This is a genomic window from Ruegeria sp. BHSC029 (assembly GCF_059613085.1).
Map to the genome: position 1 here is coordinate 374460 of NZ_JBXWRU010000001.1, position 16723 is coordinate 391182.

The following is a 16723-nucleotide window of genomic DNA, read 5'->3' on the forward strand; positions in this document are numbered from 1 at the left end:
GGACTTCGGCCGAAACCTGCCTTCTGCGTCACATGACGAACCAAGTTGGCAAGGTCGGTGTCCGAGATAATCCACCCGAGAACGCGCTCCTTGCTTTTCATCGCGTCAATCCTGCTTATGTTGATGCGAACCACCGCGGGAGGGTCCGATGGGCAGATTTGACAACAGTCCGGAAACGGCATTGGCGTGGTTTCGCGAGGGTCGCCGCGCGGTTCTGGCGACGGTCGTCGAAACCTGGGGCAGCGCACCCCGGAGGGTGGGGGCCCAGTTGGTCATCAGCGGCGACGGCCGGATCGAAGGCTCGGTCTCGGGTGGCTGTGTCGAAGGCGCGGTGATCGTCGAGGCGCTTGAGGCCATCGAAGAAGGCGAAGCGCGCCTGTTGGAATTCGGGGTCAGCGACGAGGATGCCTTTGCCGTCGGGCTGGCCTGCGGCGGCACGATCCGGGTTCTGGTCGAGCCGGTGGGCGCGGTCCTGCCCGAACCGATCCTGGCCGAACTGGTGGCGGCGCGGGCGCGGCGCGAGCCCGTGGCCTATGAGGTCAATGTCGAAACTGGCCACCGCGCGCTGCGGCGCAACGCCTATGCGGACCGGCTGCGCATGGATCGTTCAGGGTTCGAAGAAGACGGTCAGACCTTCGTGGCCGTGCACAACCCGCCCTTGCGGCTGATCGTGGTGGGCGCGGTGCATATCGCGCAGGCGCTGGTGCCGATGGCGCGGATTGCGGGCTATGACCCGATCATCATCGACCCGCGCGAGGCGTTTGCGTCCAAATCCCGCTTTCCCGGTGAAAAGTTGCTGACCGACTGGCCGGACGAGGCCGTGGCCAGCATCGGACTGGATGCGCGTACGGCGGTGGTTCTGCTGACCCACGACCCCAAGCTGGATGATCCGGCCCTGCAGGCCGCGCTGAACTCGGACGTGTTCTATATCGGCGCGCTGGGGTCGTCGCGCACCCATGCGAAACGGGTGCAGCGGATGACCGAGGCGGGCTTCTCGGCAACGCAGTTGCGGCGCATCCACGGGCCGATCGGTTTGGATATCGGTGCGGCCGGACCCGCCGAGATTGCCGTTGCGATCATCGCGCAGATGACGGCGGTGCTGCGGGGCAAGGCATGAAATTCGGCCCTGTACCGGTTGTGGACGCGAAGGGCGCGATCCTTGCGCATTCGGTCATGGCTGGCACGAAAAAGCTGCGCAAGGGAATGATGCTGGACGACACGCATGTTGCCCTTTTGGCCGAGGCGGGCGTGTCCGAGATGGTCGTCGCGCGGCTGGAGCCCGGCGACTGTCACGAGGACGAGGCCGCGCGCCATTTGGCCGCGGCACTGGCCCCGGATCCGAAAGGGGCCAACTTGCGCGTGACCGAGCCGTTCACGGGGCGCGTCAACCTGATTGCCAATCAGGCGGGCGTAGCCGTTCTGGATGTTGAGGCTCTGCTGGCGTTCAATCAGGTCAACCCGATGATCACGGTGGCCACCGTTCCGCAGCATCAGCAGATGGGCGCGGGCGGCATGGTCGCCACGATCAAGGTCATTTCCTACGCTGTGCCGCTGGCGGACGTTCAGCGCGCGGCCGAGCTGGCAAAAGGGGCCATTCGCCTGGCAGCGCCGAAGTTTGGCAGCGCCGGGTTGGTGGTGACCGACATCCCAGGCGGGCCGCCGAACGACAAGGGCATCGCCGCGATGCGCGGCCGGGTCGAGGCCCTGGGTCTGAGCCTGGACGACGTGCAGATCGTTCCGCACGCGGTCGACGCTCTGGCGCAGGCAGTGTCTCAGATGAACACCGATATCGTGATGATCCTGACCGGCTCGGCCACATCCGATATCGAGGACGTGGCCCCGCAGGCCGTTCGGCGCGCGGGTGGGCAGGTGGACCGCTTTGGCATGCCGGTTGATCCGGGCAACCTGTTGTTTCTCGGGGTTTTGGGCAAGCGGCCGGTCATCGGTTTGCCGGGATGCGCACGTTCGCCCGCGTTGAATGGGGCCGACTGGGTGCTGTCTCGGGTCGCCTGCGGCATCCCGACCACGGGAGCCGATATCGCGGCGATGGGCGTCGGTGGTCTGCTCAAGGAAATCCCGACCCGTCCGCAACCTCGGGCCAAACGCAAAGTGACGTAACGGCAGTTTCGCCCCGTTGGCGACCTGCAATACATGTTGGCAGTTTGCTCCTAAGGGACGGGTTGGAAACGGCCAAGTTTTTTGTTCTCAAACGACTTTTCCCGTGTTTAACTCGGGCCAAGGATAAATACGAAAATGGGAGGAACTTATGACACAGGTCTCAATGACCGTGAACGGAAAGACCGTGAGCGGTGACGTCGAAGGCCGGACGCTGCTGTCCAGCTTTCTGCGCGATCACCTGTCCCTGACCGGTACCCATGTGGGCTGTGACACGGCCCAATGCGGCGCCTGCGTGGTTCATGTGAACGGCGAGGCGGTGAAGTCCTGCAACATGCTGGCGCTCGAGGCGGACGGGGCCGATGTCGGCACCATCGAGGGGCAGGCCAACCCGGACGGCTCCTTAAATGTGATCCAGCAGGCGTTCCAGGATCATCATGGCCTGCAATGCGGTTTCTGCACGCCCGGCATGGTGATGTCGGCGGCGGCTCTGCTGAAGGAGAACCCGCGCCCGACCGAGGCCGAAATCCGCAAATACCTGGAAGGCAACCTGTGCCGCTGCACCGGGTACCACAACATCGTCAAGGCGATCATGGCCGCGTCCGGCCAAGACGTCAGCCACATCGCCGCCGAGTGATGCCGCTGCGGGCGTGACTGAGAACGCCCGTGGGATGACTGGGATGCACGCAAGCATCCGTTTATGGGAGGAGAACAAGCTATGCCCAAAGACAGTGGCATCGGAGCCAGTTCCAAGCGCCGCGAGGACGTGCGCTTTTTGACCGGAGCGGGCAATTACACCGACGACATCAACGTACGTGGTCAGGCCTATGTGTATTTCCTGCGATCCGACATCGCGCATGGCCGGATCAAAAGCATCGACACGTCCGCCGCCGAGTCCATGCCCGGCGTGGTCCGGGTGTTTACCGGCAAGGATTTCGAAGGCGTGGGCGGCATGCCCTGCGGCTGGGAGGTGACCGACAAGCACGGCGCGCCCATGCAGGAACCGCCGCACCCGATCCTGGCGCAAGGCAAAGTGCGCCATGTGGGCGACCCGATCGCTGCCGTCGTGGCCGACAGTCTTGAGCAGGCCCGTGACGCGGCCGAGGCGATCGACGTGGATATCGAGGAACTGCCCGCGGTTCTGGACATGAAAGCCGCCGCCGAAGAGGGCGCGCCGCTGGTCCATGACGATCTGAAAAACAACATCTGCTATGACTGGCAGTTGGGCGAGGCCGACGACGCCAAGGTGAACGAGGTGTTCGCCAATGCGGCGCATGTCACCACCTTGGAACTGGTGAACAACCGTCTGGTCGCCAACCCGATGGAACCGCGCGTGGCCGTGGCGGAATACAGCCGGGGCACGGATGAATACACGCTCTATACCACGTCGCAGAACCCGCATGTGATCCGGCTGTTGATGTGCGCCTTCGTGCTGGGCCTGCCCGAGCACAAGGTCCGCGTCGTGGCGCCGGATGTGGGTGGGGGTTTCGGCACCAAGATCTTCCACTACGCAGAAGAGGCGTTCTGTACCTTCGCCGCCAAGGCCTGCAACCGTCCGGTCAAGTGGACGGCCAGCCGGTCCGAGGCGTTCATGTCGGATGCACAGGGCCGCGACCATGTCAGCAAGATCGAACTGGCGCTGGATGCCGACAACAATTTCGTCGGGCTGCGGACAAACACTTTTGCCAACCTTGGGGCGTATCTGTCGACATTTTCCAGCTCGGTACCCACTTGGCTGCACGGGACGCTGATGGCGGGCAACTACAAGACGCCGGTCATTCAGGTGAACGTGCGGGCGATGTTCACCAACACCGTGCCGGTGGATGCCTATCGCGGCGCAGGCCGCCCCGAGGCGACCTATCAGCTGGAGCGCGTGATCGACAAGGCCGCGCGCGAGCTGGGCGTTGACCCGGTGGCGCTGCGTCGGCAGAACTTCATCACGCAGTTCCCCTATGACACGCCGGTGGCGCTGACCTATGACACCGGCGACTACAACGGCACTATGGACAAGCTTGAGCAGGCCGCCGATTTCGCGGGCTTCCCGGCGCGTCGCGCCGAAAGCGAGGCGCGTGGCAAGCTGCGCGGCCTGGGCGTGAACTGCTATATCGAGGCCTGCGGCATCGCGCCCTCGAACATCGTGGGGATGCTGGGGGCGCGTGCGGGTCTCTATGACGCGGCGACCGTGCGGGTGAATGCCACCGGCTCGATCAGCGTCATGGTGGGTGCGCATAGCCACGGGCAGGGGCACGAAACGGCCTTTCCGCAGGTCGTGGCCGACATGATCGGCATCGACGAGTCGATGGTCGAGATCGTGCACGGCGACACCTCGAAAATCCCGTTCGGCATGGGCACCTATGGTTCGCGCTCTCTGGCGGTCTGTGGCTCGGCCATGGTCAAAGCGACCGAAAAGGTGATCGACAAGGCCAAGAAGATCGCGGCGCATCTGCTGGAGGCGTCCGAGGCCGATATCGAGCTGAAGGATGGCCAGTTCACCGTGGCCGGCACCGACAAGTCGGTGGCCTGGGGAGATGTGACCCTTACGGCCTATGTGCCGCACAATTTCCCGCTGGAGGTCGAGCCGGGCCTGGAGGAGACCGCGTTCTATGATCCGGCCAACTTTACCTTCCCGGCCGGCGCCTATGCCTGCGAAGTCGAGGTTGACCCCGAGACCGGGCAAGTGACCATCGAACGGTTCACCGCAGCGGATGATTTCGGCAACATCATCAACCCGATGATCGTTGACGGCCAGGTGCATGGCGGCATCGGACAGGGGATCGGTCAGGCCTTGCTGGAGAACTGCGTCTATGACGAAAACGGCCAGCTGCTGAGCGCGTCCTTCATGGACTATGCCATGCCGCGGGCCGATGACGTGCCGTTCTATACCGTCGATCATTCCAGCCAGACGCCATGCACGCACAACCCGCTGGGTGTGAAGGGCTGCGGCGAGGCCGGGGCGATTGGATCGCCGCCTGCGGTGGTCAATGCCGTGATCGATGCGCTGCAATCGGGCGGCAAGGCGGTGGACCACATCGATATGCCGGTCAGCCCGTCGCGTGTTTGGGCGGCGATGAACAGCTGAGTGGAGAGGTTGGTGTGCGAGGGGCCAGCCCCTCGCGCTTCCTGGTCAATCAAATGCCAGATGAAGGGCGGTTCCGCGCCTTTCGGAAAGGAAAAGCGAAATGTACAACTTCGAGTTCAAGAACCCCTCGACCATTGCTGATGCGGTTGCCGCGTTGGCGGGAGAGGATGCACAGGCGTTGGGGGGCGGTCAGACCCTGATCCCGACGATGAAGCAAAGACTGGCCTCACCCGCGACGCTGGTGAGCCTGGGTGCCATTCCCGAGTTGAAGGGCGTCTGCATCGAAGATGATGGGTCGATTTCGATTGGAGCGGCGACCACGCATGCCACGGTAGCAGCAGAAGTTGCGGGCAAGTATCCCGCGCTGGCTGATCTGGCGGGGCATATCGGTGATCCTGCCGTTCGCAACAGAGGCACGATAGGCGGGTCACTGGCCAACAACGATCCGGCGGCCTGCTACCCTGCAGCTGCATTGGGGTCAGGCGCGACCATTCGAACGAATGCGCGCGAAATCGCCGCGGATGACTTCTTTCAGGGCATGTTCACGACAGCGCTGGACGAGGGCGAGCTGATCACGACGGTCCGGTTCCCGGTACCGCAGGCAGCGAGTTACCAGAAGTTTCTGCAGCCTGCCTCGCGCTTTGCGCTGGTGGGTGTTTTCCTTGCCCGCTTCGCGGACGGGGTGCGCGTTGCCGTGACCGGAGCCAGCGAAGACGGCGTGTTCCGTTGGAGCGAAGCCGAGCAGGCGCTGAGCAAGGAATTCCGGCCCGACGCCCTAATGGATCTTCGGGTCAACCCGATGAACATGATCGGAGATTTGCACGGCAGCAAAGACTACCGCGCACACTTGGTGGGTGTCATGACCCGGCGGGCGGTTCAGGCCTGCATGTGACGCGGTCGCAGTGACTGCTTTGGGCCCTGGACGTGTTCCGGGGCCTATTTCTTTTTCGCGACACGCGGAAGCCTTTTGGGCTGCCAGTAGGCTCCGGCATCCTCGCGCGCTTTCTGATAGTCCTGAACCCGGTGATAAGCCGCGTCGCCCTTGACTGCGAAAAGGTGGCCCAGAAGAACTTCGAGAACGGCCATCGCTCCGGAGAAGCTGGAGAACTGATGCTGTGATCGGGTGCTGACGGTCAAGGTCACGTCCGCCTCGACCCCCGGAGCAATGACATCGCTGTCGGCCAGCAGAACAACACGCATACCCTTTTCCCGGGCAAACCGGATGGCAAGTATCGTGTCGGCCGAATAGGGATGAACGGTGATCGCGAACAGGCAGTCGGTTTCGCCCGCGCTCAGAAGATCGTCGATGGCCGATCCCATATGCCTTGGGATCAACTGCATTCCCGGGTGGGCCATACGTCCGGCGTAGTGGAAGTAATATGCCAAGGCATAGCTTGCGCGGGTTGCGGTGACCAAGCACTGGGAAGCATCGGACATCAGGGTGACTGCGGATCTGACCTTGCCCGGATCCAGCTGGCGCAACGAACGTGACACCACGTTCACTTCGTTGCGGGCATAACTGGCCTGTGCCGACGCAAAGGCATCGCCGGCATTCAACTGGGTCAGCCAATCCCGGCTGAGGCGGTCTTCGCTGTCTGTCACAAGATCCCTGCGGAAAGGGCGGCGAAAGGCTTCGAAGCCATCAAAACCAAGATGCTGCGCCAGCCGAACGATCACGTTTGTGCTGACGCCGATCTTTTCGGCAGACACGCGGATGGAGTCGATTCCGAAATCGCCCGGATGGTCGATGATGTATTTTGTTGCGGCCTGCAATTGGGCCGGCAAATGGTCGATCTCTCGGCGCAGCCGATCCATCAGGTGGTGGGTTGAGGGTGTCATGATGGGAGAAAAACAAATGTTATGATTATTACAAGAGAAAAACATCCTCACACGAGCTAAGCACGCAAGAAACCGATAGGATGATTCAATGTCTGACACACAGGCTTCGTCGCTTCCGTATGTTTTGGTCGCACCGAACGGTGCGCGACGCAGTCATGCGGATCACCCCGCCTTGCCGGTTTCGACCGGTGAGATTGTGGAGACGGCCATTGCCTGCCACGCGGCCGGGGCAAACGGGTTGCACCTGCATGTCAGGGATGGGCAGGGCGCGCAATCTCTGGATGCAGGGCGCTATCGGGAGGCTATGGCCGAGCTTGCCCGAACCGTGCCAACGATGGATGTTCAGATCACGACCGAGGCCGCCGGTATCTACGACGTTTCTGCGCAGTTGGAGTGCCTGCAGCAGGTGGCCCCGAAATGGGCCTCGATCTCGGTTCGAGAAATTGCGCGCGCGCCCGATCTGGCCCCGCGGGTTTACGGGCTATGCGCGGAACAAGGGACTCGGGTGCAGCATATCCTCTACGATTCGACGGATGCGGATCTGTTGGAGCGATGGCAGTCGGATGGGATCGTGCGGCGCGAGCAGGAAGACCGCTTGCTGGTGCTGGGACGCTATGCCACCGGGCAGGAATCCCAACCGGCGGACCTCGAGGCCTTTCCCGCTGCTCGTACGCCTTGGATGGTTTGTGCTTTCGGGCGTCTGGAACACGCCTGTCTGGCGGCTGCGGCCGCTCGTGGCGGCGATGTCAGGGTCGGTTTTGAGAACAGCCTGACGAACTCGGATGGAACCCGATGGACGGACAACGCGACCTCGGTCGCGGCGTTGATCGCTTTGCTGAAAGGACAATGATGTGAGCCATGTTTTTCCGCGCCACACCACGGCGGAATTGCCGGTCGCTGTCGGCGGTGATGGGTGTTATTTGATCGACGCGCAGGGCAAACGGTATCTCGACTGTGGGGATGCGGCCGTGTCGTGCCTGGGACATTCAAACCCGGCAGTGATCCACGCGGTGCAGGAGCAGGTTCAGAAGATCGCTTTTGCCCATACTGGTTTCATGACCTCGGAACCGGCCGAAGCCCTGGCGGATCTGCTGATCCAGCACGCGCCCGGATCGTTGGACCGGGTCTATTTCGTGTCCGGCGGTTCCGAGGCGACCGAGGCCGCGATCAAGTTGGCGCGCCAGTACTTCCTTGAAATCGGGCAACCCGAGCGGTCTCGGGTTATCGCACGGCGGCAGAGCTATCATGGCAATACGCTGGGCGCGCTTTCAGCGGGCGGAAATGCATGGCGACGGGCTCAATTCGCACCAATGCTGATCGAGATGAGCCATATCGCGCCCTGCTACGAATACGCCGAAAAGCCCGAAGGCGAGAGCAGCTATGACTATGGCCAACGCGTGGCGAATGAGCTTGAGGTGGAGATCCTGCGGCTGGGCCCCGAGACCGTGATGGCGTTTATGGCGGAACCGGTGGTCGGGGCCACGTTGGGCGCCGTCCCCGCGGTCGAGGGGTATTACAAGCGGATCCGCGAAATCTGTGATCAATACGGCGTGTTGTTGATCCTCGACGAGGTCATGTGCGGCATGGGCCGAACCGGCCATCTGTTTGCCTGCGACCACGATGGGGTGGCGCCGGATATTCTTTGCATCGCCAAGGGCTTGGGGGCTGGATATCAACCCATCGGTGCCACGCTGTGCACCGATCGGATTTATGACGCCATCCGAAATGGCTCGGGTTTCTTCCAGCACGGCCATACCTATGTCGGACACCCGGTGGCCACGGCTGCAGCCCTGGCTGTTGTGACAGAGCTTACCTCGCGCGATTTGCCGGCCCGTGCCCGCGACATGGGTGACAAACTGCAAGCCAAACTCGAGGCGGCCTTTGGCCAGCATCCCAATGTCGGGGACATCCGTGGTCGCGGCCTGTTCCGAGGCATCGAACTGGTGGCTGACAGAGATACGCGGGAACCGTTTGACCCGGCCCGGGGGGTGGCGGCCAAGATCAAGAAAGCCGCCGTCGAAGCGGGTTTGATCTGCTATCCGATGTCCGGAACACGCGACGGCAGGAGAGGCGACCATGTGCTTCTGGCCCCGCCATTCATCATCGAAGAGCCGCAGTTGGACGAACTGGTGGACAAGTTGTCGGTTGCGATTTCCAAAGCAATCTGACACGCCGCCCTGACTTTGACCCACAAAAAAAGCTCCCTCGAACGAGGGAGCTTTGGTCACTCGGATCCATGTGCCGTCACTTCTGGGGAAGCGGTCCGATCATCATGATCATCTGGCGGCCTTCCATCTTCGGCATGTTTTCGATCTTGCCGATTTCCTTGACGTCTTCCGCCACGCGCTCAAGCAGTTCACGTCCAAGGTTCTGGTGCGCCATTTCCCGGCCGCGGAAGCGCAGGGTCACTTTGACCTTGTCGCCATTCTCGAGAAACTTGAAAACGTTCCGCATCTTGACGTCGTAATCATGCGTATCGGTGTTGGGCCGGAACTTGACCTCTTTCACCTCGATGATCTTCTGTTTCTTGCGGGCTTCGCTTTCGCGTTTCTGCTGCTCGTACTTGAACTTGCCAAAGTCCATGATCTTGCAGACCGGCGGATTCGCGTTGGGCGAGATCTCGACCAGATCAAGACCGGCATCGGCTGCCATCTGCATGGCCTTGGCGGGATGAACCACCCCGACATTCTCACCTTCGGCGCCGATCAGGCGAATTTCGGGGGCACGGATCTTTTCATTGACGCGCGGGCCGGTATCACGTTGTGGCGGCGCGTTGTGAGGTCTGCGGGCTATGGGTTCATTCCTTTGACAATTGCCGATTTCCGAGCCGGGAACTTAAACTGAGACGAAGGTTCTTTCAAGCGCCATATAGGTGCTATGACACGAAATTCGCACGTGTCGACGCGGTGCTCGGGCCGGCGGAACGGGCGTTCGCCGGCCCGGATCTCGGCTCAGCCGACAAAGGCTTTTTCGATCACGAATTCCTTGGGGTCCGAGTTCGCGCCTTCGCGCAAGCCGAACTCTTCGAGAATGGCCTTGATGTCGTGGTTGAAGGCCAGGCTGCCGCAGACCATCGCTCGATCGGTCTCGGGCTTGATGCCGCCTTCGATGCCCAGGTCCTTGAAGACGGTTCCGTCCTTCAGCAGGTCGGTGATCCGGCCCATCTTGGGGCTCTGTTCGCGGGTGGTGGTCGGGTAATAGCGGATCTTGTCGGCGAAACCTTCGCCGATCAGTTCGGCCAGCAACTCGTCCTTGCGGATGTTCTCGATCAGCTGGCGGCCATATTCCAGTTCCGCCACTTCGCGGCAGGTGTGGGTGATGATGACCTCGTCGTAGTCCTCATAGGTCTGAGGCTCGCGCAGCAGCGAGGCAAAGGGGGCAAACCCGGTTCCGGTGGCAAAGAACCACAGGCGCTTGCCCGGCAGCAGTGCATCATGCACCAGCGTACCCACAGGTTTGGGCCGCAGAATGATCTGATCGCCGGGCTGGATGTGCTGCAGTTTCGAGGTCAGCGGGCCGTCCTGCACCTTGATCGAATAGAATTCCAGTTCCTCGTCCCACGACGGCGACGCGATCGAATAGGCGCGCAGCAACGGTTTTCCGTTGTCGCCCAAAAGGCCGATCATAACGAATTCGCCCGAGCGGAAGCGCAGCGATTGCGGACGCGTGACCTTGAACGAAAACAGGCGGTCGGTCCAGTGTTTCACTTCCAGAACGGTCTGGGCGTCCGGCAGGACGGGGGCCTTCACGGCGGTTGCTTCGGTCACGGGCTTCATCTCTGTCATCGTTTCACTACCGGTCTGGTAAACCGGCATCTCCGTTTAAGCTTTGATCCAGGTCAGGAAAAGGGGGCAGATTGCCCCGATCGTAGCGTCAGCCGCGCAGGCGGGCCTGATAATCGTTGTCCTGCCAGTTGGCGCGGGCCAGCCAATGGTCCTCGGGCTGGCGGGCGGCAAGGTCCGCGTCAATCTCGACTTCATCGAAGCCGCTGCGCCGGGCCATCGCGTATTGGTCGGCCAACACATGTCCCTTCGCGCGCAGACGGCCATCATAGCCCTTCAGGCGCAGTGCACGGGCAATGGTAAAGCCTCGGCCATCGGCAAAGGACGGAAAGTCGACGCGCACCATGCGCGTGTTTCCAAGCCGTTCGAACAATTCGTCGGGGTCCGTATCCGAGGTGACGTCCAGTGCGATAACATCGTTTGCGGCATCCTCAAGGGTGACAAAGCCGTCGGTCCAGTCATCAGGGGCAAAGCCCTGGTCATTCACGATCACGTTCATGTTTTCTCTCCGCTGCGTACCATTTTGCCGTCGACGAAATGGATGCCGCATTCTTCCTTATTCTGATCGCGCCAGCGCCCGGCGCGGGGATCTTCGCCATCCTTCACCGGCGAGGTGCAGGGCGCACAGCCGATCGAGGGATAGCCCTTTGCCACCAACGGATGCCGGGGCAGGCGGTTTTCTTCCATGTAGGCGCGCACGTCCTGAGGCGCCCAATGCGCCAGAGGATTCACCTTGATCCGGCCGGTGCCGTCCTCGACCTCGAAGAACTCGAGCGTGGCGCGGGTGCCGGATTGGAACCGCTTGCGCCCAGTAATCCAGCCGTCATAGCCCGCCAAGGCCCGCTGCAAGGGGAAGGTCTTGCGCAAGTTGCAGCAGGCATCCATGTCGCGCAGCCGCAGCGCGCCATAGGGGTCTTCGCGCTGAACATCCTCGTCATCCGCGCGGATGATCTGGACGTTCTTCAAACCCAGACGCTCGCTGACCTCGTGCTGGTATTCCAGCGTCTCGGTAAACAGCATCATCGTGTCGATGAACAGGACCGGCGTGGCCTTGTCGACCACGGCAGCCATGTGCAGCAACACCACCGACTCGGCACCGAAGCTGGAAACCAGCGCCAGGTTGCCCGCCTCCTCAAGCGCACCATGCATGACGTCATGTGCGCTGTGGTGGCGGAACCGGGCGTTCAGCGCCTCGACCTTTTCGGTCAGTTCGCGTCGTTCCCGGCCCAGTTCCGTCTGGATCAGGTCAAGCGGCATTGGCCCGCGCCTCGGGGTAGAGGGCCGCCTTGAATGGCGCCATTCCAACACGGCGGTAGGTTTCCAAAAAGGTCTCCTCGGCGCTTGTGCGCTGTTCCAGATAGGTTTCCACGATACGTTCGACCGCGGGCACGATCTCGTCATAGGCAAAGCCCGGACCGGTGCGGTCGCCGATGGCGGCCGTTTCGGTGGCGTCTCCGCCCAGCGTGATCTGGTAGTTCTCGACGCCCGCGCGATCCAGGCCCAGGATGCCGATGTGACCCACGTGGTGATGCCCGCAGGCGTTGATGCAGCCCGAGATCTTGATCTTCAGATGGCCGATGTCGTGCTCCAGCTTCAGCTCGTCGAACCGGGTCGCGATCTGCTGCGCCACCGGGATCGAGCGGGCCGTCGCCAGCGCGCAATAGTCCATGCCGGGGCAGGCGATGATGTCGCTGATCAGACCGATATTCGCGGTGGCCAGACCGTGCTCTTTCAGCTTGGAATGGATCGCGGGCAGGTCCGATTTGTGGACATGCGGCAGGATCACGTTCTGCTCGTGGCTGATGCGCAGCTCGTCATAGGAATATTGCTCGGCCAGATCGGCCATCACGCGCATCTGCTCGGCGGTTGCATCACCCGGCGTCTGGCCGTGCTTCTTGATCGAGATCGTGACGATCGCGTGATCCGCCTGCTTGTGCGGCGCGATGTTGGTGTCGATCCACGAGCGGAACACCGGGTCGTTCGAATAGGCGCTCTCGAACGCCGCGACCGAGCCTTTGCGGAAGGCGGGCGGGGCGAAATGCGCCTTAATCTGATCCAGCAGCGCCATGTCGGCACCCTTGAACTGCGGGCGGACCTGCAGGAAGCGCTCGTTCACCTTGGAGCGGATCGCGTCGATGCCATGCTCATGCACGGTGATCTTGATGCGGGCCTTGTATTTGTTGTCGCGGCGGCCAATCTGGTTCCACACGGAAACTGTGGCCTCCAGATAAGCCAGCAGGTCGTCAAAGGCGACGAAATCACACAGCTCCTTGCCGATCATCGGCGTGCGGCCCAGACCGCCACCCACCAAGACGCGGGCGCCCAAAACGCCGTCGCGCTCGATCAGTTGCAGGCCGATGTCATGGGCCTTGATCACGGCGCGGTCATGCTCGGACCCGGTGATGGCGATCTTGAACTTGCGCGGCATGAACTGGAATTCCGGGTGGTCGGTGGACCACTGGCGCAGCAGCTCGGCATAGGGGCGCGGGTCGGCGATTTCATCCGCTGCGGCACCGGCGAAATGGTCGGCGGTCACGTTGCGGATGGTGTTGCCGCTGGTCTGGATCGCGTGCAGGCCGACCTCGGCCAGCGCGTCCAGCATGTCGGGCACGTCGCGCAGCTTGGGCCAGTTGTACTGGATGTTCTGGCGCGTGGTGAAATGGCCGTAGCCCTTGTCCCACTTCTCGGCCAGTAGGGCCAGCTGCCGCATCTGGGCGCTGTTTAGCGTGCCATAGGGGATGGCCACCCGCAGCATGTAGGCGTGCAATTGCAGATACAGGCCGTTCATCAGGCGCAGGGGCTTGAACTCGTCCTCGGTCAGCGAGCCGTCGATGCGGCGTTCGACCTGGGCGCGGAACTGTGCGTTGCGCTCGGCCAGGAATGCTCTGTCAAACTCGGAGTAGCGGTACATCTTTGGCTGTCCTTTGTTGCAGCCCCGGATCCGGGGCCTTTTTACGGGGAGAGAGGGGCCTGAGGTCAGACCCGGGGCTGCGGGGAAGATTCCTGTTTGCCGTGGGCATAGTTGGACGGACCAGTCCGGCGGAAGTCTTCCCGAAAATGGGTGGGTTCAGGACCGTTTTCGCCTGCAACGACATCGGCGAGATAGGCACCTACGATCTTGTCGACTTGCTTCTGTGCATCCAGAAGACGCAGCTGAGCGTGCGCTTCGTCGGTGATCAGCTCGGCCTCGCGCAGATCGCGCGACCAACGGTCATCGGCGGTCAGATAGATCACGTCGCCTTCCAGCAGGTCATTTGCGGTAACGACTTTGGGGGTAAAAGCGCGGGCCATCAGGCAAGCTCCTTGTTGAATTCGGTGACGGCTTTGGCCGCGTCGCGCGGGGCCAGGCCATAGAATGTGAGTGCAGGACCGTCGAGGCCGGCAGCGGCGAGGACTGCAGGCAGTTGATCCAGCGTCGTGGCGACAACGCGCTGATCAGGTCGCGAGGCATTTTCGACCAACGTGACCGGCGTGGTGCGATCGGCGCCGTGCATGATCAAGCGTCCTTGAATGAAGCGGGCGGATTTCTTGCCCATGTAGATGGCTGCAACCGACCCCGAACGGGCCAGCGCAGCCCAGTCGTGATCGGCAAAGCCCTCCATGTCGTGCCCGGTCAGAAACCGGACCGAAGAGTTTCGGCCGCGTCGGGTCAGGCTTTGGCCAATTCCGGCCACCGCCGCCGAGGCAGCCGTAATGCCCGGAACGATCGTCCACGGGATACCCGCAGCGTCCAGTGCATCGATCTCTTCGTCCAGCCGGCCAAAGAGGGTCGCGTCACCGGATTTGAGGCGAACGACCCGTTGTCCCTTGAGCGCGTAGTCAACCAGCAATGCGTTGATGTCATCCTGCTTCCAGGACGGACCAAAGCCGGCCTTGCCCACGTCGACCAGCCGGGCGTTCTGGCCGGCCAGTTGCAAAACCTCTGGGCTGATCAGGCGATCATGCAAAACAACCTCGGCCCGCTGGAATGCGGACAGGGCCTTGAGAGTCAGCAATTCAGGATCACCGGGTCCCGCGCCGACGAAGTCGACCTGTCCCGTTTGTCCTTTTGTCTGCGTGGCCTTCATTGGGTAGCCCTGGCTGTTGTTTGACTTGGCCCTCAATATAGGAAATATTCCCGACCAGATGCCATATTGCCGAATAAATAAGGACAAGCGTTCTGAATTGCGCGGCAGGCGGAACAAGGGTTTTCATTCGGAAGGAAAATTGGAATGTCGGTTCGAATAGACGACACGGATCGGAAAATTCTGGCCGAGCTGCAGCGAGACGCCAGTCAATCGCTGGACGAAATCGCGGCCAAAGTGGGCAGTTCAAAGACACCCGTTTGGAATCGGATCCGCAAGATGAAAGGGGGCGGAATCATCGGTCAGCAGACCGTTCTGCTGGACGCAGAGGCGCTGGGTTTCGAAGCGACGTTCTTTGTTCTGATCCGAACCTCCGAGCATGAGGCGGATTGGCAACGCAAGTTCCTGCAGGCCCTGCGTGATCGTCCCGAAGTTCAAGAGGCGCACCGCCTGGCTGGCGACATCGACTACATTCTGAAGGTTCGGGTCAGGAACGCACGGGCCTACGATGCGTTTTATCAGGCGCTGATCTCGGAAGTGCGCGTGCACAACGTCACGGCGCTGTTGTCGATGGAAGAAATCAAGTCGACCACCATGCTGCCCCTGAACGCCCTGGCAGACACCTGATCGGCGCTCAGGCTTGGGCCATAAGTCGGGTCAGCCCGTGGAAGTGGTAGGTGTTCGCATATTCCGGAGATTCGGCCAGCCGCAGGCCCGGACAGCGGTCAAAAAGAACCGGCAGAGCGATCCGCATTTCCAGCCGGGCCAGCGGAGCGCCGACGCAGAAATGCAAACCACCGCCAAAGCTCGTGTTGGCCTGAATGCTGCGGGTCGGGTCGAATTTGTCCGGGTCGGTCCAGACGTCCGGGTCACGGTTGGCGGCCCCAAGCATCAACGCCACCTGATCGCCGCGGGCAAACTGATGGCCAAAAACCTCGACGTCCTCATAGGCATAGCGCGTGAACATATGCAGCGGCGGGTCGAAGCGCAGGATCTCCTCGACCGTCGTATCGATTGTGTCCAGGCCCAGGGCATCAGGGCTGGTTCCGGACTCCAAAAGCGTTTTGACGCCGTTGCCCAGCGAATGAACGGTCGCCTCATGGCCGGCGTTCAACAAAAGGATGCAGGTTGCGATCAATTCGTCTCGAGACAGTTTCTCACCGTCTTCCTCTGCCGTGATCAAACGGGTGATCAGGTCGTCTTTCGGTTCGGATCGGCGGTGAGAGACGTAGTCGTTCAGAAATGCGGAGAACTCGGCGGAGGCCTGTGCTGCCTGATCTTCGGTCTCACGGGTGCGGCTGGCCTGATACATGGCGACCATGGCGTGGGACCACTGCAACAACTGCGGTGCCATGCTCTCGGGCACACCCAGCAGCCGGCAGATCGTGATCACCGGAACCTGCGTGCAATAGGCATCCAGAAGGTCGAATGGAGCATCGGGGAATGCGTCGATCAGGTCGTGACACAGCCTTTCGATGTCCGGTGCAAGCGCCCCGATAGCCCGCGAGGTAAAGGCGCGCAGAACCAGAGCGCGAAGGCGGGTATGGCGCGGAGGTTCGGCTTCGAGCAGCGAATGCGCTTCGACCGTCAGCCACGGCGCAAGGTGATCGGGGCCTTTTGTGGCCATCTCTGGCGGTACTTCGCGTCCGAAACGCCGATCGCGCAAAAGCGCCTGGACCGCCGCGTGAGACATCGCCGCGGGTATGTCGTAGTCCTGCCAGTGTACCAGGTCACCCTGATCGCGCGCAGCCCGGTAGAAAGGGTAGGGGTTTTGAACAAATTCGGGCTCGGTCGGAGATTGGTCAACGGTCTTCATGCGGCGCAGACTTGCCATGCGGCGCTTT

At 61.9% G+C, this 16723-nt stretch carries 17 protein-coding genes; 8 read left to right on the forward strand and 9 right to left on the reverse strand.

Going from position 1 to position 16723, the window contains the following annotated elements; all coding sequences use genetic code 11:
* Window positions 1–148: 148 nt before the first annotated feature.
* The 5 genes from AC2FML_RS01750 to AC2FML_RS01770 all read left to right on the forward strand — a co-directional run bounded on the left by AC2FML_RS01750 (window position 149) and on the right by AC2FML_RS01770 (window position 6086).
* A complete protein-coding gene (locus AC2FML_RS01750; protein ID WP_496781721.1) occupies window positions 149–1117 on the forward strand; it encodes an XdhC family protein in 969 nt (322 codons plus the stop codon).
* Complete coding sequence (locus tag AC2FML_RS01755) at window positions 1114–2118, forward strand: molybdopterin-binding protein (RefSeq protein ID WP_496781723.1); 1005 nt, start codon at window positions 1114–1116, stop codon at window positions 2116–2118. The genes AC2FML_RS01750 and AC2FML_RS01755 overlap by 4 nt, the downstream gene beginning before the upstream one ends.
* Window positions 2119–2266: 148 nt before the next feature.
* The gene (locus tag AC2FML_RS01760; protein ID WP_170389928.1) at window positions 2267–2752 is read left to right on the forward strand and encodes a (2Fe-2S)-binding protein; all 486 of its coding nucleotides are present in this window, start codon (window positions 2267–2269) and stop codon (window positions 2750–2752) included.
* An 81-nt stretch (window positions 2753–2833) separates the two neighbouring features.
* Window positions 2834–5194 (forward strand): xanthine dehydrogenase family protein molybdopterin-binding subunit, encoded by a 2361-nt coding sequence (locus tag AC2FML_RS01765; RefSeq protein ID WP_170357647.1) that lies wholly within the window; start codon window positions 2834–2836, stop codon window positions 5192–5194.
* Between the two features lie 100 nt (window positions 5195–5294).
* Window positions 5295–6086: an FAD binding domain-containing protein gene (locus AC2FML_RS01770; RefSeq protein WP_170338850.1), complete on the forward strand. Its 792-nt coding sequence runs from the start codon at window positions 5295–5297 to the stop codon at window positions 6084–6086.
* A 44-nt stretch (window positions 6087–6130) separates the two neighbouring features.
* Here the strand turns inward: AC2FML_RS01770 and AC2FML_RS01775 are convergent, their stop codons facing one another.
* Window positions 6131–7033 carry a MurR/RpiR family transcriptional regulator gene (locus AC2FML_RS01775; protein WP_496781725.1) on the reverse strand — a complete coding sequence of 301 codons (903 nt, stop codon included), beginning with the start codon at window positions 7031–7033 and terminating at the stop codon, window positions 6131–6133.
* Window positions 7034–7121: 88 nt separating this feature from the next.
* Here AC2FML_RS01775 and AC2FML_RS01780 point away from each other — a divergent pair, with 88 nt between their 5' ends.
* Together AC2FML_RS01780 and AC2FML_RS01785 are read left to right on the forward strand one after the other, a co-directional pair.
* Entirely contained in the window at window positions 7122–7883 is a 762-nt protein-coding gene (locus AC2FML_RS01780) for a beta-keto acid cleavage family enzyme (RefSeq protein ID WP_496781727.1), read from the forward strand.
* A 1-nt stretch (window position 7884) separates the two neighbouring features.
* The gene (locus AC2FML_RS01785) at window positions 7885–9201 is read left to right on the forward strand and encodes an aspartate aminotransferase family protein (RefSeq protein ID WP_496781729.1); all 1317 of its coding nucleotides are present in this window, start codon (window positions 7885–7887) and stop codon (window positions 9199–9201) included.
* Between the two features lie 76 nt (window positions 9202–9277).
* Here AC2FML_RS01785 and infC read toward each other — a convergent pair whose 3' ends face one another.
* The 7 genes from infC to cobA form a co-directional block, all read right to left on the reverse strand.
* Window positions 9278–9853 carry a translation initiation factor IF-3 gene (gene infC, locus AC2FML_RS01790; RefSeq protein ID WP_496782010.1) on the reverse strand — a complete coding sequence of 192 codons (576 nt, stop codon included), beginning with the start codon at window positions 9851–9853 and terminating at the stop codon, window positions 9278–9280.
* Window positions 9854–9984: 131 nt separating this feature from the next.
* Window positions 9985–10818, reverse strand: coding sequence for a ferredoxin--NADP reductase (locus AC2FML_RS01795; protein WP_170339407.1), 834 nt, complete (start codon window positions 10816–10818; stop codon window positions 9985–9987).
* Between the two features lie 88 nt (window positions 10819–10906).
* Entirely contained in the window at window positions 10907–11314 is a 408-nt protein-coding gene (locus tag AC2FML_RS01800) for a DUF934 domain-containing protein (protein ID WP_496781731.1), read from the reverse strand.
* Window positions 11311–12072, reverse strand: a complete 762-nt coding sequence (locus AC2FML_RS01805; RefSeq protein WP_170455108.1) for a phosphoadenylyl-sulfate reductase — start codon at window positions 12070–12072, stop codon at window positions 11311–11313. The genes AC2FML_RS01800 and AC2FML_RS01805 overlap by 4 nt, the downstream gene beginning before the upstream one ends.
* Window positions 12062–13726, reverse strand: a complete 1665-nt coding sequence (locus AC2FML_RS01810) for a nitrite/sulfite reductase (protein WP_496781732.1) — start codon at window positions 13724–13726, stop codon at window positions 12062–12064. The genes AC2FML_RS01805 and AC2FML_RS01810 overlap by 11 nt, the downstream gene beginning before the upstream one ends.
* A 65-nt stretch (window positions 13727–13791) precedes the next feature.
* The gene (locus AC2FML_RS01815) at window positions 13792–14106 is read right to left on the reverse strand and encodes a DUF2849 domain-containing protein (RefSeq protein ID WP_093961929.1); all 315 of its coding nucleotides are present in this window, start codon (window positions 14104–14106) and stop codon (window positions 13792–13794) included.
* Entirely contained in the window at window positions 14106–14882 is a 777-nt protein-coding gene (gene cobA, locus AC2FML_RS01820) for a uroporphyrinogen-III C-methyltransferase (RefSeq protein ID WP_496781734.1), read from the reverse strand. Before cobA ends, AC2FML_RS01815 begins: the two co-directional genes overlap by 1 nt.
* Window positions 14883–15026: 144 nt before the next feature.
* On the opposite strand from cobA, the gene AC2FML_RS01825 reads away from it, so the two are divergent.
* Window positions 15027–15506 (forward strand): Lrp/AsnC family transcriptional regulator, encoded by a 480-nt coding sequence (locus AC2FML_RS01825; RefSeq protein ID WP_496781736.1) that lies wholly within the window; start codon window positions 15027–15029, stop codon window positions 15504–15506.
* A 7-nt stretch (window positions 15507–15513) separates the two neighbouring features.
* Here AC2FML_RS01825 and AC2FML_RS01830 read toward each other — a convergent pair whose 3' ends face one another.
* A complete protein-coding gene (locus AC2FML_RS01830) occupies window positions 15514–16695 on the reverse strand; it encodes a cytochrome P450 (protein WP_496781738.1) in 1182 nt (393 codons plus the stop codon).
* Window positions 16696–16723 lie beyond the last annotated feature (28 nt).

Coding starts and splice junctions, on each gene's coding strand:
- cobA (WP_496781734.1), bottom strand. CDS start 14,882: ATGAAGGCCACGCAGACAAAAGGACAAACGGGACAGGTCGACTTCGTC.
- AC2FML_RS01795 (WP_170339407.1), bottom strand. CDS start 10,818: ATGACAGAGATGAAGCCCGTGACCGAAGCAACCGCCGTGAAGGCCCCC.
- AC2FML_RS01755 (WP_496781723.1), top strand. CDS start 1,114: ATGAAATTCGGCCCTGTACCGGTTGTGGACGCGAAGGGCGCGATCCTT.
- AC2FML_RS01815 (WP_093961929.1), bottom strand. CDS start 14,106: ATGGCCCGCGCTTTTACCCCCAAAGTCGTTACCGCAAATGACCTGCTG.
- AC2FML_RS01780 (WP_496781727.1), top strand. CDS start 7,122: ATGTCTGACACACAGGCTTCGTCGCTTCCGTATGTTTTGGTCGCACCG.
- AC2FML_RS01825 (WP_496781736.1), top strand. CDS start 15,027: ATGTCGGTTCGAATAGACGACACGGATCGGAAAATTCTGGCCGAGCTG.
- AC2FML_RS01805 (WP_170455108.1), bottom strand. CDS start 12,072: ATGCCGCTTGACCTGATCCAGACGGAACTGGGCCGGGAACGACGCGAA.
- AC2FML_RS01770 (WP_170338850.1), top strand. CDS start 5,295: ATGTACAACTTCGAGTTCAAGAACCCCTCGACCATTGCTGATGCGGTT.
- AC2FML_RS01810 (WP_496781732.1), bottom strand. CDS start 13,726: ATGTACCGCTACTCCGAGTTTGACAGAGCATTCCTGGCCGAGCGCAAC.
- AC2FML_RS01830 (WP_496781738.1), bottom strand. CDS start 16,695: ATGAAGACCGTTGACCAATCTCCGACCGAGCCCGAATTTGTTCAAAAC.
- AC2FML_RS01750 (WP_496781721.1), top strand. CDS start 149: ATGGGCAGATTTGACAACAGTCCGGAAACGGCATTGGCGTGGTTTCGC.
- AC2FML_RS01775 (WP_496781725.1), bottom strand. CDS start 7,033: ATGACACCCTCAACCCACCACCTGATGGATCGGCTGCGCCGAGAGATC.
- AC2FML_RS01760 (WP_170389928.1), top strand. CDS start 2,267: ATGACACAGGTCTCAATGACCGTGAACGGAAAGACCGTGAGCGGTGAC.
- AC2FML_RS01800 (WP_496781731.1), bottom strand. CDS start 11,314: ATGAACGTGATCGTGAATGACCAGGGCTTTGCCCCTGATGACTGGACC.
- AC2FML_RS01765 (WP_170357647.1), top strand. CDS start 2,834: ATGCCCAAAGACAGTGGCATCGGAGCCAGTTCCAAGCGCCGCGAGGAC.